Genomic DNA, 15,441 nt, shown 5'->3' on the forward strand with positions numbered 1-15,441 from the left:
AAGACTCCTCCTTCAAAATTCGGCGAATGCGAGGGAGTTAGGGGAAGTCGGGCTACCCGTAAAAGTCTTCACTTTATTTTTTGTACATTAATCTTCCTTTAATGTTTGTTCAGTAATATAAAGGCAAGGATAAGGTGCACATGTAAAGGGAGGAAAACAGAATGCGAAAATGGATGCTGATTGGAGCGATATCTTGTGTATTGTTAACAGCTTGTTCTACTCAAGCTGATAACAATACAGAAGTGCAACAACTGAAAGTGGAAAATGATAAATTACAAAAAGAAGTTGCTCAACTACAACAAGAACCAAACAAAATAGGGCCCGCTACGAATGATACGAAGCAAACACAAGATTTCAAAAACGAAGTCACATCTATTGTAGAAAAGGCCAATAACACGAAACCAGTTGGAGCAAAAGAAGAAAAATTAAATACGTACTTAGCAGTAAAAAAAGAAATTGACCAATTGGATGACAAGATAGATCTATCTGATAATCGGCTAGAAGCAGATTATCACGCTGGAACGATAACGATTGAACAATATAAAGCGCAAGAAAAAGAATACGATATACTGGAAGATCAATTAGAACAAGCAGAAAAGGCACTTGAAGCAAGATTTGGAATAGAGGATTAATCAATAAGGAGTGGATGAAAATGTTAAAACATAAAAAGAAAATAATTATAAGTGTAATTGCTATTTTAGTAAGTGGTATTGCTATTATTGGTGGATATTATGGTATGGGTTACAATTATGCAAAAAAGAATGAAAACTACACAGAGAAACAAGTTCGTGAAATTTCTTTAGCTCATACAAATGGAGAAATTATTAATGTGAAAAAAGAATTTGAATTAGAAGATGACAACTTAGCACAATCAAAATTTGAATATGAAGTGGAAATTAAGACACCTAATAATCTGTTAAATATTTTAAAGGTTAGTGCTAGAACGGGTACAATAGAAATCGATAATGAAGATTGAAAAAATATCGACAAATAAAATATTACGTACTTGATTTTTGTTATCGATAGCGAAGAAAAAGACGGTTCCCTAATTTTACAAGGGAATCGTCTTTTTTTTGTTCTATGGATCTATGCATTTTTTATACTTTCCTATCCTGGTGCGGTTTTAGGGTTCTTGTCTGTTATTGGATTAACTGAAAAACTGTATAAAACCTTGTATACCCTTAGTGTGGTTTTTTCCGAAATACTGGCGGTACCCCGTCGCTATCAATCTAAGCTCATACAACGTCAATTATATTAGGGGCTGTTTCAGTTCTCGTTTTATCTTTTTACAATGATGAATATGAAATAATGACTTCCACTTATAAGAATGTGAAGAAGTGTTGATGCCAGTTGGAACTGTGGTAAAGGTTGAGGGTGGAATCTAAGGGAATATCAGAGATGTGCATGAAAGGTTATTAATCCATCTTCTATAAAATCGTGGGATTATATATGCACTTATTATCCTGGAGATTTTAAAATAAAACCTATCTAATTATAGAAGTGATTTGAACGTAAGGAAATTGTAAGAAATGGATAAGAAAAAAGAAATTTTTATTGTGTAGGATACAAATATAGAGAAGCGTAAAAGAGGGAGGGTAAATAGGATACATTTATACGAAAAACAAACTAGTAATAAGAGCATTCTATTGGTGGCAATTACTGAAAGAACAGAATACTCACTACAGTTCCTACAGGAAAGGGAAGAATCAATGGATATGGTCTAGGAATCTATGAAATTATATTTCCTAACGGTGTCCCGATATGGGAACATACAGATGTTATTCTAGGATTTGATACTTTTGCTGGAGGGGCATATGTTGACGGCAATTTGAACAGTATGGGTAGAGCCGAGAATACTGGGCTTTTTAAAAGTATTTTACTTGTTGAATATAGACAGTAGGGATAAAGCCAGAATAGTAGTTTATGTGATGTTTGTAATTGAACAAATAAAAGATGAAATCGATCATTTATCTAAGGAGGAATTTTTCTTATGGAAAATAAATTATCTGGAGTGTTAGCCGCTACCTTAGCTCTAACGATGAGTCTACCAACAGGAGCGATAGCGTCTTCTAGCAGTAAGACTCCGGTTGTATCTAGCCAAGAAGTTGCTAGCAAAGATTTGGAGAAGATTGCTGCAGAGAACGCTGCACTGCTCACGAAGTCCTATGAGACGACTAGTGTACAGTATGCGCTGATTGATAATGGTAAACTTATTTTGTCGGGTCAGACAGGTAAGAACGACATAGAAGGGAAAGAGCCACTAACTAAAGATACTCTATATGGAATTGGTTCAACCAGTAAAGTATATACAGCTGCGGCTGTTATGAAACTGGTAGACGAAGGAAAAGTTGATTTGGATGCTCCTGTTGCCCGCTATATTCCTGATTTCAAAATGAAAGATAAACGATATAAGCGTATTACACCGCGTATGCTGTTGAATCACTCCTCGGGTTTGCAAGGTTCGACGTTCAATAATGCATTTTTATTTAAAGATAATGATGCTTATGCCCATGATATATTATTGCAACAATTGTCCAACCAAAACTTGAAGGCAGACCCTGGTGCGTTCTCAGTATACTGTAATGACGGTTTTACACTGGCTGAGATCTTGGTAGAAAGAGTCAGCGGTATGAGTTTTACTGAATTTCTACATCAAAAGTTTACAGAGCCATTAAAACTGAATCATACGATAACATCGCAAGACAAATGGGAAGACGAAAAGCGGGCTGGACTGTATTCTCCGACATACCAGGGACAGCTACCAAGTGAAATGGTGAATCTAATTGGTACGGGAGGAATCTCTTCTACTGCAGAAGATGTGGTGCGATTCTCACAAATATTTATGGGACAGGGGAAAGAAATTCTCTCTAATAAAGCAGTCAAGGCGATGGAACAAGAAGAATATAAAAAAGGAATGTGGTCGGAAGATAGCGGAAATGTGTTCAACTATGGACTTGGCTGGGATAGTGTGAAACTATACCCATTCAGTGAATATGGGATAAAAGCGTTGACTAAGGGTGGGGATACGATACTGCAACATGCTACATTGGTCGTGCTTCCAGAACAGAAGATGGCAGCAGCTGTATTGTCCTCCGGCGGCGGCAGCATGACAAATCAACTGTTGGCAAATAAATTACTGCTAGCTAGGCTTAAAGAGAAAGGGACAATTAAGGATATAAAGCCAGATAAATCCTTCGGCAAGCCTGACAAGGCTAAAGTGCCTCAAGACGTGGTAAAAAAAGCAGGATTTTATGGAAATAGCTATAGCCATTTCAAAATAGAAATTACGAAGAAGGGAGAACTGTTTTTACCAACTAAACCGGAAGAAAAATATGTATATACGGCGGATGGGAGCTTTATAAATGAGAAGGGTACTTCCAAGCTTAACTTCGTCACAGAGAAGAATGGAAAAGTTTATTTGAGAGAGAGCACATATGAATTATCACCGGGATTGGGGCAAAATGTGCTGACTCACTATTTAGCCCAGAAATTAGAAAACAATGTGTTACCGAAGAAAACAGCTGCTGCATGGGCGAAGCGCGAGGGTGGCAAGTTCTATCTCGTTAACGAAAAATTTAATTCTATGAACTATCTAGGACAACTAATGCCTCTTAACACACAAATTACGATCAAGGATGGATATTGGGACGGCAAAAAAATTACAGGTCCGAATACGGCGACGCATCAAATTCAAATTCCTGTGATGAATGGGCGGGATACAAAGGAAGCCCATTTCTATACAGAGGATGGTACTGAATATATGGAGATGTCCAGCTTTTTATACGTCAGTGAATCTAACGTAAAACCCCTTGATACAGGTCAATTATCGAAAGTTACATTGCAAAAAAATGGGCATGCGAAATGGTTTACGGTCCCGCAAGAGGCAGCAGGGAAAACGATGAATGTGGAGTTGTCATCAGGAAGTTCATTCGCGGTGTATGATGAGAATGGAGTATGCGTCAATTTTACCGTCGTTAGTGATAATAACAAAGTGAAACTACCAGAGAACGGAACCGTTGTATTTGCTGGCGCACCGAACTCCGAATTTACAGTCGCATTGAACTAGCTACAACTCGGGATAGACTTCAATAAAACAGTGCGACATGGAAAAGATATTTTATTTGTATCTTAAGTATTACCTTAAATGATATTACACTTAAATTCTTACCTTAATAGCAATGGGATAGCACCACATGCCTATCAGCCTAAGAAAATAAATTAACCCCATGTCCATCAAGCTAGTAAAAAAAAATACCCCAAAAATAGTAAAATTGACATCCCCAGAGTAAAAATGTTAAAAATTATTGTTTAGGGGCAGCGTAAAACATTAGTTTGATAGCGATATGGCGCTACTCATAAAAAAGAAATAGGAGAGAATATCCTATTTCTTTTTATTAATATAATAAAATGTAATGAATAGATCCAAAGTAATGATAATAATTAGAAGTAACAAGTGTATAAGTGCATCAGTTTTTCCGTTTAGTAAAGACTTTACAAAGAAATCCCATTCTGTTTCATAGGGAGGTTCTACCCAATTTCGTTGCAGACCTAATACCATTCCATTTATAAAATAGACAATACTTAATAGAATCCTTCCAACAAATAAGGCAGCTGTTTTTATATTCCAATCCTTTATCTTGATGACATAAAGGATTGGAAATAGTATCAGTATCCAAAAAACAAGAATAAAGACTGTATTTCCCATTCTCTCCTCCTAACAAAATGATTGTATTTTTAATCTTGGTAAATTCTTAGGTTGGAGGTATGTTTCATTGTTACTGGTTAAAAACAAGGACCGTAATTCCGGTTCTTTTTCTATTCCGCAAAATAAAGGTTTGCTTTATCTCTCAGTTTCAAAAAACTCAATCCATTCTCCATCAGGACCAGCGAAGAATATGTAACGTGTTCCATCTGGTAATGTTTCGATTTCTTCTCCTAGTAAAAAGGTTACTTTATGTTTCTGTATTCTTTCGATTTCATTCTCTAATGAATCTACTTTAAAGCAAATGTGATGTACTTTTCCTTCTGCCGGAAGAGAAGAGTTATAACCTTCAATGAGTTCTAGTATCGTTTCCTTTGATTCTTCCACACCTAAAAAAGCGAGTTTTAAGTCTGGATTCGGGTGTCCCATACGTTTAATGAGCTGTAAGCCAACTACTTCTTCATAAAATGAAATAGATGTTTCTAAGTTTGCGACCATAAGTCCGACGTGTTCAATTCTTCTAACTGACATGTAGATTCCTTCTTTCTGAAAATTATATACAATATATTATTGAAAATTAAGAAAATAAGCAAGATAAAAACCTTACAAATTTTAGCGTGTTATATGGTATAGTGAGAAAGTATGTTTGGGGAGAAGGAAGGAGATTATACGATGAATACACCTACTCAAACTCCTTCATTATCGGAAACGATGAAAGAGTGGCATTATGCATTAGCGTATGAAATTAAGCATTGGAAAACGATAGGTGGTAGTAAAATTTCTATCATGAACGGTCGTTTTTTATATACAGATTATGAAAGTACAGTATATGTATTTCAGCTTATTTCGGAAGTAAGTTTACCGGAAGGTTCACCAATTCGAATTGAGTTCGATGGTGAGGAAGCGACAGGAGAAGTATTATCTGTACATGGATTAGAAATAGAATTGAAATTAAATGATTATATACAAGGTGAAATACGAGAAGCTGTTTTATACAGTGAACCGTGGCAATTGTTAGAGCAACTGCAAGAGCGATTGAAAGAAGCGCGTAAAGATAAGTTAAAACGTAATCGTATAAAGCGTCTTGTTGACGGGACGAGTAGTCCGAAGCATATTGAGAAGATGAAAAATCCGAAAAATGAATTGGCGTATCGTTCATTTTACAATCCGACGACGTACGTGTGGGGACCGCCTGGAACAGGGAAGTCTTACAATTTATCACGTATTATTTCGGCACATTATCAAAAAGGAAAATCGGTACTTGTATTAGCTCATAGTAATGCGGCAGTAGACGTATTAATGAGTGAAGTCACGAAGCAAATTGAGAAGAAAAAGAAATGGACACCTGGCGAAATTGTTCGTTACGGTTATAGCCAACATGAACATATACGAAATCATGAAACGTTACTTGCGTCGAAGTTAGTTGAAACGACGAACGGATCTTGGGGAGAAGAAAGACTCTATTTAGAGGAAACACGACAAGATCTTCGAGAAAAGATTTTATCATATAAAGCGACTTCTGCTGATAAGAAGCGTATACAAGAGATTGAAAGTGATCTTCGAAAGCAAAAAGCAAAAATTAAAGAAGTAGAAAAAGAATACATTGAAAATGCGAAAGTAATCGGCGCGACTTTATCGAAATGTGCCATTGATTCACTGATTTATGAGCGTACATTTGATTTAGTTGTCGTAGATGAAGTGAGTATGGCATATGTTCCGCAAATCGCATTAGCTGCTTCACTTGGAAAACGTATCGTCGTTTGTGGCGACTTTTTACAATTACCTCCAATTGCGATGGCGAACCATGAACTTGTTCGCAAATGGCTCGGGGAAGATATGTTTTACCATGCTGGGATTGTTGAGTCTGTTAATAAATCAGAAGCACATCCGAACCTATTTATGTTGCAGGAACAAAGACGTATGCATGCGGATATATCGAAGTTTACGAATTCGTTTATTTATAAAAATAGAGTATACGATCATCCGTCTGTTTCAGAGCGTAAAGAACTTGCGCAATTGCAGCCGTTCGCAAATGAGGCGAGTGTTTTATTCGATACGAGCCAAATGGGAGCCTTTTCGTTAAAAGACGCTGCATCTGGTTCACGTTTTAACATTATGTCTGGTTTAGTAGCAATGCAAATGATGTTAATCGGATTGTTAGATGGTGTTCAATCGATTGGTGTTGTGACACCTTACAGGGCGCAGTCACGCTTTTTATCGACGTGTATTAGAGAAATGTTGCAGAGAACGAAATATCAAAACATACCAGTATTAGCGGCAACAGTTCATAAGTTCCAAGGTTCTGAAAGAGATATGATGATCTTTGATACGGTTGACAGTTATCCGCAAGAACGACCTGGCGTATTATTCTTTGATCACAAAAACCATCGCCTCGTCAATGTAGCAGTGACAAGGGCGAGAGGGAAGTTCATTCAATTATCAGATTGCCATTATATGCGTAAAAACCTTTCGAGAAAACAAGCATTATCACAATTAACAGCTCATATAGAACGTCACGGAGATGTGTATGATCGCACGACATCAAGACAATTGTGGGAACGGAAAATTTCGAAACGTTTACGCTGGTTTATGGAAATGAATCTTGAGGAAACGAAAGGGTTATTAAAAGATATTTTAGCCGCAAAACGAAAAATTATTATTTCACTTCCAAGTACAAAACAAGTGGATAAGCGAGTATGGCAAGCGTTAATGCGTACAAATGCGCAAATAACAGTTTATAGTGATGGACCAGTTCCACTGAAAAATGTAAAGTTACAAAGACAAAATAAAGCATTCCCATTCTTAGTAATTGATGATGAAATCTTCTGGGCAGGTGCACCGCTTACATCTCAAATGATGTTTGAAGGTAGTACGGAATTTCCGTACGTATGTGCAAGACTGCAAGCACCAGAAACAATTGGTGTATTAAAAGGATTTTTAGATATTCGGTAAATTCGGATAGGAATTCCTTGACTTTTAATCGGAATGAACTTAGAATGAATGTAATTTAATATAATTTTATGAAAATTCTTATCACGAGAGGTTGAGGGACTGGCCCTATGACACCTCGGCAGCGGATTCATTATGAATACTGTGCCAATTCCAGCAAGGTAACTTGAAAGATAAGAAAGAAGCTCATTTTGACTGTATATGCAGAAGCCTCTTTCTATCTTTTAGAAAGAGGCTTTTTTATGTGAAAATATAAGGGGGAAGAAAAATGGGAGCTACTGGAGTAACGTCACAAAGAAAAACAATCGAAGAGAGTATTGAAAGAAATAAGGAAAAGTACATAGAAACAAGTCATGATATTCATGCGAATCCGGAGATAGGTAACCAAGAGTTTTACGCATCAAGAACGTTAAGTTTATTGCTAGGGAGCGCAGGGTTTCAGTTGCAGCACAATATAGCTGGACATGAAACAGGTTTTATTGCGCGAAAAAGCTCAGGAAAACAAGGACCAGTTATCGCATTTTTAGCTGAGTATGATGCTTTACCAGGACTTGGTCATGCGTGTGGTCACAATTTAATTGGCACAATTAGCGTTGCGGCAGCAATCGCATTATCAGAAACGCTTGAAGAAATTGGGGGAGAAGTTGTCGTGTTTGGAACACCAGCTGAAGAAGGAGGACCAAACGGTAGTGCAAAAGCGAGTTATGTAAAGGCTGGTTTATTTAAAGATATTGATGCGGCACTTATGATTCATCCGAGCGGAAAAACAGCGACAACGAGTCCATCACTAGCAGTCGATCCACTTGATTTTCATTTTTACGGAAAAACAGCTCACGCCGCAGCTTCACCAGAAGAAGGAATTAACGCATTAGATGCGGTCATTCAGCTGTATAACAGCATTAACGCACTTCGCCAACAACTTCCGTCAGATGTGAAAATTCATGGCGTTATTACTGAGGGCGGAAAAGCACCTAACATTATTCCTGACTACGCTGCAGCAAGATTCTTCATCCGCGCAGCAACGAGAAAAAGATGTGCGGAAATAACAGAGAAAGTAAGAAATATCGCAGAGGGAGCAGCATTAGCAACAGGTACGAAAGTGAAAATTCATCAATTCCAAAATGAAATCGATGAACTACTCGTAACAAAAACATTTAATGAAGTCGTAGCCGAAGAGCTAGAATTACAAGGTGAAGACGTAAATCGGAAAGAAAGATTTGGCATCGGCTCAACAGACGCAGGAAACGTAAGTCAAGTCGTACCGACCATTCATCCGTACATTAAAATTGGTCCAGACGATTTAATTGCACATACGAATGAATTTAGAGAAGCAGCACGTTCAGAACTTGGAGACAAAGCGTTAATTACATCAGCAAAAGCACTAGCAAATACGGCGTATCGATTAATTACGGAAGAAGGATTGTTAGATAAGGTGAAGGAGGAGTTTAAAGAGGTGCAGAGGAATCAAGGGTAAGGCGCTTTTTCGAATATAAATCTAATTCATATGCAGAAATAATAGAAAAGAACATTGAAAAATCAATGTTCTTTTCTATTTATGAATCATTTATTTCTTTAGTGATATCTTGAATCTGGTCTAGTCTAGTTTAATAGTAACGGTGATCTGTGAGTTCGAATTGCATTAAAGGATAATAACTAGAGAATGTGTTGTAATTAAAATTTATATTTCTATATTAATTTGTAAAATAAATTCAATTTATGTTATTATATTTCCCTTGGACTGACAGTTTATAGAATGTATAGTGAATATTTGAAAAGTTAAAATAGGGGATGTATTACGTTGAAATGGTTATCTTGGGACAGAAATTTAAAAACTAGATTGATTGGCGAAACTATGTTCAATACATTGTTTTGGATGTATTTTCCGTTTATGGCAATATACTATAGCGATGCTTTTGGTAAAGCAATTGGCGGAATTTTAATGGCAATTATACCTCTTGTAGGCATAATAGGTAATTTGTTAGGTGGATATTTAGCTGATCGATTAGGGCGTCGACCTGTCATGCTATTAGGCACAATCATACAAGTAGCAATGTTTGCAGTTTTTGCTTTATCTCATTCACATTGGATTAATTATTTAGCCTATATCGGTATTGGAATTAGCGGGGCAATATACAGTCCAGCAAGTTCTGCAATGATAGCTGATATAGTGCCAGAAAAGGATAGAAGGGTGGTCTTTGCCACTTTTGTTACAGCAAATAATATTGGTGCTGTATTTGGACCAGTGTTAGGTTCATTTTTCTTCTTTCATTATCGAAGTGAATTGTTATGGACTTGTACAATTGTTACATTTATTTATTTTATAGCAATCTATTTCATAATTAGAGAAACGCTTCCCGAAGCTTCTAAAAATGATGGAGATAACAATCCAATATCAAAAATCTTTAAAGAACAATGGAATAATTATATGAAAATTTTTAGTGATAAAATTTTCTCTCTTTACATATTTGCGGGAGTTTTGATTATGATAGCTTTCATGCAGCTAGATCTTTATCTTGCATTATATGTAAAGGAATTTGTACCAACTCAATCTCTTTTCTCATGGAGTACTGGTTCATTCTCTTTGAGTAATACTGAAATTTTCGGATGGATGATGGGGTTAAATGGCATTTTGTTTGTTTTATGTTCTTTACCAGTTGCAAAATATTTTGAGAATTGGAGCGACCGAAACGTTTTAATTGTCTCTAATATATTATTTGGAATGGGTATGTTTTTAATAGGGTTAACAACGAATATATGGCTACTATTTGGCTTTATGGCAATATTAACTATTGGGGAATTGATTCGTTCGCCAGTTGTACATAGTTTCGTCAGTAAATATGCACCTGAAAATTCTAGAGGACAGTATATGGCAGCATCTAATTTACAATTTACCATTGGGCGTTTTATTGCACCAATAATGATTGTATTTTCTACATGGCTATCTCCAATTGTTGTGTTCGGAATTATATTACTTTGTACCCTTGTTAGTGCAGTTTTCTATGTGAAAGTATTTCGTATGATTTCAAATACAAACATACATAATTCTACAAAATAGCCCTGTTATGCAGGGCATTTTGTAATTTGATAACTTAAAAGTTCTGTTAAGGGAAAGAAGAGAAGAATATATTAATCAAAAAAAATTGATTAATTAGTTGCATAAAGAGCTAAACTACATATATACTATAAACATCAAAAAAATTTGATGAAGGGAGAGGGGACTAAAATGGCACAAGATTTTCAGCTCTATGAGAAAAAATTTAAAGCATTAGCGGATCAAAAGCGTTTAGAGATTATGTATGAACTTTGCCAGCGAGGCCAGACTTGTGTATGTGATTTAGCAGAGATTTTTGAAATGACGCAATCTAAGTTGTCCTATCATTTAAAGATTTTATTAGATGCAGGTTTAATTGTAAAAGAAACAAAAGGTACGTGGAGTTATTATGATTTAAATGATGCGGAAGTAAATAATTTATTATCAGAAGAATTGTGCTGCATTTTTAGAAAAACAGGCAAAGGTAGTTGCTGTTAAAATTTTGTAGTATTAATCAAAAAAAATTGATTAATAACATATAAAGAGGAGGAATAAGTTATGAGATATGTTCATGTTGGTATAAATGTTACGGATTTAGAGAAGTCTATTGAATTTTACGAAAAAGTATTTGGTGAGTCACCAGTTAAGGTGAAAATAGATTATGCAAAATTTTTATTAGAGACGCCAGGACTTAACTTCACGCTGAACGTAAGAGATGAAGTGAAGGGAAACCAAGTAAATCATTTCGGTTTCCAAGTGGATACAGCTGAAGAGATTACATTGCATAAAGAAAGATTAGAAAAAGAAGGTTTCTTTGCACGTGATGAGATGGATACAACTTGTTGCTATGCGGTTCAAGATAAGTTTTGGGTAACGGATCCTGATGGGAACGAGTGGGAATTCTTTTATACAAAAGCACAGAGTGATGTTCACAAAATAGAAGAGTCATCTTGTTGCACGACTTCTAACGTAGTAGAACAAAATTCTTGTTGTTAATAGGAGATGGAAAATAAAATGAAACGTTTATCTTTTCTAGATCGATATTTAACACTATGGATTTTTCTAGCTATGGCTGTTGGGATTGGTTTAGGGTATGTATTTCCTAGTGTAGTAGACGGACTAAATACATTACAAGTTGGAACGACGTCTATCCCGCTTGCTGTTGGTTTAATTGTCATGATGTATCCACCATTAGCAAAGGTTCGTTACGAGGAAATGGGCCGAGTATTTAAAGATGTAAAAGTATTGGTTTTATCTTTAGTACAAAACTGGATTATCGGACCTGTACTTATGTTTGTTTTAGCAATTATTTTTCTTCCTGATAAGCCAGAATATATGGTTGGTCTCATTATGATTGGGTTAGCACGTTGTATTGCGATGGTCATTGTTTGGAACGATCTTGCAGATGGGGATAAAGAGTATGCAGCAGGTTTAGTGGCTTTTAACTCAGTACTCCAAATGCTATTCTTCTCCGTTTATGCATACGTGTTTGTAACAGTCATTCCAGAATGGTTAGGAATTGAAGGGGCTATTGTCGATATTACAATGGTAGAAGTAGCGAAATCCGTGTTTATCTATTTGGGAATTCCTTTTATAGCAGGTATGTTGACGCGATTTGTACTCGTTAAGTTAAAAGGTAGACAGTGGTATGAAAAGGTATTTATACCGAAGATTAGTCCACTTACATTACTTGCATTACTATTTACAATCATCGTTATGTTCTCTTTAAAAGGGGAAATGATTGTTAGCGTACCATTAGATGTAGTAAGAATAGCGATTCCGTTATTAATCTATTTTATTGTAATGTTTTTTGTTTCTTTCTTTATGGGAAGAAAAATTGGTGCAAACTATCCGGTGACGACAACGTTAGCATTTACAGCAGGTAGTAATAACTTTGAGTTAGCGATTGCTGTAGCAGTTGGTGTGTTTGGTATTCATTCGGGCGCAGCATTTGCAGCTGTTATCGGGCCGTTAGTGGAAGTACCTGTAATGATTGCACTTGTAAACGTCGCTTTTTGGTTTAAGCGTAAATATTTTAATGATCAACCAGTATAATTTAAAAACAAAGGTGGAAAACAACATGGAAAACAAAAAGACAATCTATTTCTTATGCACAGGAAATTCATGCCGAAGCCAAATGGCAGAAGCGTGGGGCAAACAATATTTAGGTGATAAGTGGAATGTATATTCTGCAGGAATTGAAGCACATGGAGTAAATCCAAACGCAATTAAAGCAATGAATGAAGTAAATATTGATATAACAAATCAAACTTCGGATATGATTGATATAAATATTTTAAATAATGCTGATTTAGTCGTTACCCTTTGTAGTCATGCAGATTCTGTTTGTCCGTCTACACCAAAACATGTGAATCGTGTTCACTGGGGATTTGATGACCCAGCAGGAAAAGAATGGTCTGAATTTCAACGTGTTCGCGATGAAATTGGAGAACGTATAAAGAGATTTTCTGATACAGGGGAGTAAATAAAGGAAAGAGCCAATCTTCTATTTTATAGGGATTGGCTCTTTTTTTATTGTACATAGTTATGACTGCATTGGTTCGCATAAATTACCGAAAAGCAGAGGATATTCTGTTGGGTTTATAAAGTTAGAAATATATTTAATCATGTAGGTGTTCATAAATAATAAAGTCATATAAAAGATAATAAAGTTGTTTAGAATTAGAGGTGGTATGATGAATAATCACACTAACTTTCCTTTGTTAAGTATAATTAAATGAAAGGATTTTTGGATATATAAATAAAGGGTAGTATATTAGCGCAAGGGGGAGAATGATGGATAAGTTGTTACAAGAAATTATAAATTGGTTAAAGATGAGAGATGAACAAATTGTTATCGGTATTTCAGGACATGGTGCAGCTGGAAAAACAACGTTTACTAATAGACTCGTAAAGCTACTAAATCAAAATGAAGTAAATTATATTAATACAGATCCTTACATTGTTAGTTCAGATATCCGCAAGCATGCAGTGATTCACTATACATATCAAAATGAAAATCATCGTTATAAAATGACAGCTTGTCATCCAGCGGCGCACCATTTGGCAGCTTTAGAAAGAGATATTCATATGGTTAGAGCGGGGCTAGATTTTTATACGATAGATACGCATTATATGAAAAGTAAGTTGATTTCTTCGGAAAATAAAGTAACGATTGTGGAAGGAATGAGCGCCGCATTTATTAATCCTGATTTATTTGATTTGAAAATTTATTTTTATACAGATGGCGAAACGGAACTAATGAGAAGATCAAGCCGGGATATAGCTGAAAGGGGAGCCGATATAAATTATTTAAGGCAGTCTCATGAAGAACGCCGGATTCAATATGAAGTATTTATGCATTCGTATAGTCAGCGTTTTGATATCATTATCAAAACCTCTGATGAAACAATATGTTTAGAAAAAAATACATTTGAGTTTTATAAAGTTTAAATGAAAATCCTCAATTTGTTAATTGCATTATGACGCTTCATTTTTCTTATTTAGTACTTGTATTAAACAAATGTATTATTTAATCAATAATACATTCACTATGAAATAACTAGATTTTTAAAAAGATTTAGTAGCCTTCTTTCATCTACATATATAGAAGGCTATTGTAATTTTGGCGGCAAAATTACATAACTTTATTATTACTCCACAGTAGGATAGAATTCTTTATTTGAATACATTAGGTGTATCTTAAAAATCCTCACTTTAAAAGGTTTTTATTCGGAAGTACAAGAATGAATTTTTGCATGAAAGGGGAATAGGGTGAAACGCATAATAAGAAATGTAGTAATAAATTATTTTAAAGAAATTCATCCACTAATAGTGGAAGCAGAATTACATAAGAACAGTTGGCATACAGATTTACATTATAAAATCATCGTAAATGGAGACCGGTATTCCGCACGGTTTATGAATGGCGATCGAACAACTAATCCAGCTTTTGGGACATTATCAAATGAACAATTGAAAGAGCAAGTACGATTTACGTATTATTTACGAGAGCATGGAATCCCATTTATGCAGATTAAGGAGAATCGGGCGGGAGGGTCATTTACATTTGTTACTTGGAATGATGAACAGTACCGGTTTGTATTGTCTACTTGGATTGAAGGGGAGCATATTACTCATTGTACAGAAACAATGGCAGAGATTTTTGGAAAGGAAGCAAGAAATATACATGATATTTCTAGTACATTTCAAAACTCGACTTTTCAAAAGAAATCGCATTTAGATGGATATGGTGAGTTTATAAAGCTATTAGAAAATAAAGGTGGTACATGTAAGGAATTGCGGGGGTATATAGAGCTCGCTAAGTGTCATATAGAATGTGCATATACGAATAATTTGGAGTTTATTGTACAAACCGATTTAAATCCTTTGAATGTTTTATGGGGATCAAGTCAAAAGGTAAAAGGAATTGTGGATTTTGAATCTATTAGTTATGTTGACCGCGTTGAAGGGTTAGCCTTTTTAATAAAGTGGTATTCCCGGACAGAAGGAATGGAGTCACATGTAGTATGTCCGAAAGTTGCTAGAGCATTTTTAGAAGGGTATGGAGCTAATAACATTTTAACTTTAAATGAGTATGAAAGACTTTCTTCGTTGCTATGGTTATCAGGTAGTTTAAATTGGAACTTTGTTAAAAAGACGATGAACCTAATGGGTGACGAGAGTGCATTAGTAGAACATTTGAGAGTTTATAAAGGAAGAGGAGAAAGACTGTCGTCATTGTTAATTGGTAGATAAC

14 protein-coding genes and 1 riboswitch are annotated in these 15,441 nt (G+C 35.5%); of the genes, 12 read left to right on the forward strand and 2 right to left on the reverse strand.

The features are described 5' to 3' along the window. Positions 1-161 precede the first annotated feature (161 nt). The 3 genes from CGQ22_RS21280 to CGQ22_RS21300 all read left to right on the forward strand — a co-directional run bounded on the left by CGQ22_RS21280 (position 162) and on the right by CGQ22_RS21300 (position 4,066). Positions 162-632, forward strand: a complete 471-nt coding sequence (locus tag CGQ22_RS21280) for a SadB/YajI family lipoprotein (protein ID WP_001233661.1) — start codon at positions 162-164, stop codon at positions 630-632. Positions 633-652: 20 nt separating this feature from the next. After that, entirely contained in the window at positions 653-976 is a 324-nt protein-coding gene (locus tag CGQ22_RS21285; RefSeq protein WP_061884368.1) for a PepSY domain-containing protein, read from the forward strand. A 1,014-nt stretch (positions 977-1,990) separates the two neighbouring features. Continuing rightward, positions 1,991-4,066 (forward strand): serine hydrolase domain-containing protein, encoded by a 2,076-nt coding sequence (locus tag CGQ22_RS21300; protein ID WP_089149272.1) that lies wholly within the window; start codon positions 1,991-1,993, stop codon positions 4,064-4,066. Between the two features lie 315 nt (positions 4,067-4,381). Here CGQ22_RS21300 and CGQ22_RS21305 read toward each other — a convergent pair whose 3' ends face one another. Together CGQ22_RS21305 and CGQ22_RS21310 are read right to left on the reverse strand one after the other, a co-directional pair. Continuing rightward, entirely contained in the window at positions 4,382-4,705 is a 324-nt protein-coding gene (locus CGQ22_RS21305; RefSeq protein ID WP_000528641.1) for a hypothetical protein, read from the reverse strand. A 135-nt stretch (positions 4,706-4,840) separates the two neighbouring features. Then, on the reverse strand, positions 4,841-5,233 hold the full coding sequence (locus CGQ22_RS21310) for a VOC family protein (protein WP_000116337.1): 393 nt from the start codon (positions 5,231-5,233) through the stop codon (positions 4,841-4,843). A 111-nt stretch (positions 5,234-5,344) separates the two neighbouring features. Here CGQ22_RS21310 and CGQ22_RS21315 point away from each other — a divergent pair, with 111 nt between their 5' ends. The 9 genes from CGQ22_RS21315 (at position 5,345) to CGQ22_RS21355 (ending at position 15,440) form a co-directional block, all read left to right on the forward strand. Further along, positions 5,345-7,654: an AAA domain-containing protein gene (locus CGQ22_RS21315; RefSeq protein ID WP_131250121.1), complete on the forward strand. Its 2,310-nt coding sequence runs from the start codon at positions 5,345-5,347 to the stop codon at positions 7,652-7,654. A 75-nt stretch (positions 7,655-7,729) separates the two neighbouring features. Further along, positions 7,730-7,831, forward strand: a riboswitch (SAM riboswitch). 88 nt (positions 7,832-7,919) lie between these two features. Next, complete coding sequence (locus tag CGQ22_RS21320; RefSeq protein ID WP_089149273.1) at positions 7,920-9,125, forward strand: M20 family metallopeptidase; 1,206 nt, start codon at positions 7,920-7,922, stop codon at positions 9,123-9,125. A 324-nt stretch (positions 9,126-9,449) separates the two neighbouring features. Further along, positions 9,450-10,706, forward strand: a complete 1,257-nt coding sequence (locus tag CGQ22_RS21325; RefSeq protein WP_131250119.1) for an MDR family MFS transporter — start codon at positions 9,450-9,452, stop codon at positions 10,704-10,706. A gap of 168 nt (positions 10,707-10,874) precedes the next feature. Continuing rightward, positions 10,875-11,180, forward strand: coding sequence for an arsenical resistance operon transcriptional regulator ArsR (gene arsR / locus CGQ22_RS21330; RefSeq protein WP_000046013.1), 306 nt, complete (start codon positions 10,875-10,877; stop codon positions 11,178-11,180). A 60-nt stretch (positions 11,181-11,240) separates the two neighbouring features. Then, positions 11,241-11,678 (forward strand): ArsI/CadI family heavy metal resistance metalloenzyme, encoded by a 438-nt coding sequence (locus CGQ22_RS21335; protein WP_089149274.1) that lies wholly within the window; start codon positions 11,241-11,243, stop codon positions 11,676-11,678. 18 nt (positions 11,679-11,696) lie between these two features. Then, a complete protein-coding gene (arsB, locus tag CGQ22_RS21340) occupies positions 11,697-12,737 on the forward strand; it encodes an ACR3 family arsenite efflux transporter (protein ID WP_089149275.1) in 1,041 nt (346 codons plus the stop codon). 25 nt (positions 12,738-12,762) lie between these two features. Then, entirely contained in the window at positions 12,763-13,167 is a 405-nt protein-coding gene (arsC, locus tag CGQ22_RS21345) for an arsenate reductase (thioredoxin) (protein ID WP_000428358.1), read from the forward strand. A gap of 311 nt (positions 13,168-13,478) precedes the next feature. Further along, positions 13,479-14,135: a uridine kinase family protein gene (locus CGQ22_RS21350; protein ID WP_000359528.1), complete on the forward strand. Its 657-nt coding sequence runs from the start codon at positions 13,479-13,481 to the stop codon at positions 14,133-14,135. Between the two features lie 321 nt (positions 14,136-14,456). Then, positions 14,457-15,440: a phosphotransferase enzyme family protein gene (locus tag CGQ22_RS21355; protein WP_139032774.1), complete on the forward strand. Its 984-nt coding sequence runs from the start codon at positions 14,457-14,459 to the stop codon at positions 15,438-15,440. Position 15,441: the final 1 nt, after the last annotated feature.

Origin of the sequence: Bacillus sp. M13(2017) (assembly GCF_002218325.1) — a bacterium.
Lineage (GTDB): Bacteria > Bacillota > Bacilli > Bacillales > Bacillaceae_G > Bacillus_A > Bacillus_A thuringiensis_K.

What these genes read in the sequence shown, in the direction of transcription:
- CGQ22_RS21280 (WP_001233661.1), top strand. Translation starts at nt 162, where the DNA reads ATGCGAAAATGGATGCTGATTGGAGCGATATCTTGTGTATTGTTAACA.
- CGQ22_RS21285 (WP_061884368.1), top strand. Translation starts at nt 653, where the DNA reads ATGTTAAAACATAAAAAGAAAATAATTATAAGTGTAATTGCTATTTTA.
- CGQ22_RS21300 (WP_089149272.1), top strand. Translation starts at nt 1,991, where the DNA reads ATGGAAAATAAATTATCTGGAGTGTTAGCCGCTACCTTAGCTCTAACG.
- CGQ22_RS21305 (WP_000528641.1), bottom strand. Translation starts at nt 4,705, where the DNA reads ATGGGAAATACAGTCTTTATTCTTGTTTTTTGGATACTGATACTATTT.
- CGQ22_RS21310 (WP_000116337.1), bottom strand. Translation starts at nt 5,233, where the DNA reads ATGTCAGTTAGAAGAATTGAACACGTCGGACTTATGGTCGCAAACTTA.
- CGQ22_RS21315 (WP_131250121.1), top strand. Translation starts at nt 5,345, where the DNA reads ATGTTTGGGGAGAAGGAAGGAGATTATACGATGAATACACCTACTCAA.
- CGQ22_RS21320 (WP_089149273.1), top strand. Translation starts at nt 7,920, where the DNA reads ATGGGAGCTACTGGAGTAACGTCACAAAGAAAAACAATCGAAGAGAGT.
- arsR (WP_000046013.1), top strand. Translation starts at nt 10,875, where the DNA reads ATGGCACAAGATTTTCAGCTCTATGAGAAAAAATTTAAAGCATTAGCG.
- CGQ22_RS21335 (WP_089149274.1), top strand. Translation starts at nt 11,241, where the DNA reads ATGAGATATGTTCATGTTGGTATAAATGTTACGGATTTAGAGAAGTCT.
- arsB (WP_089149275.1), top strand. Translation starts at nt 11,697, where the DNA reads ATGAAACGTTTATCTTTTCTAGATCGATATTTAACACTATGGATTTTT.
- arsC (WP_000428358.1), top strand. Translation starts at nt 12,763, where the DNA reads ATGGAAAACAAAAAGACAATCTATTTCTTATGCACAGGAAATTCATGC.
- CGQ22_RS21350 (WP_000359528.1), top strand. Translation starts at nt 13,479, where the DNA reads ATGGATAAGTTGTTACAAGAAATTATAAATTGGTTAAAGATGAGAGAT.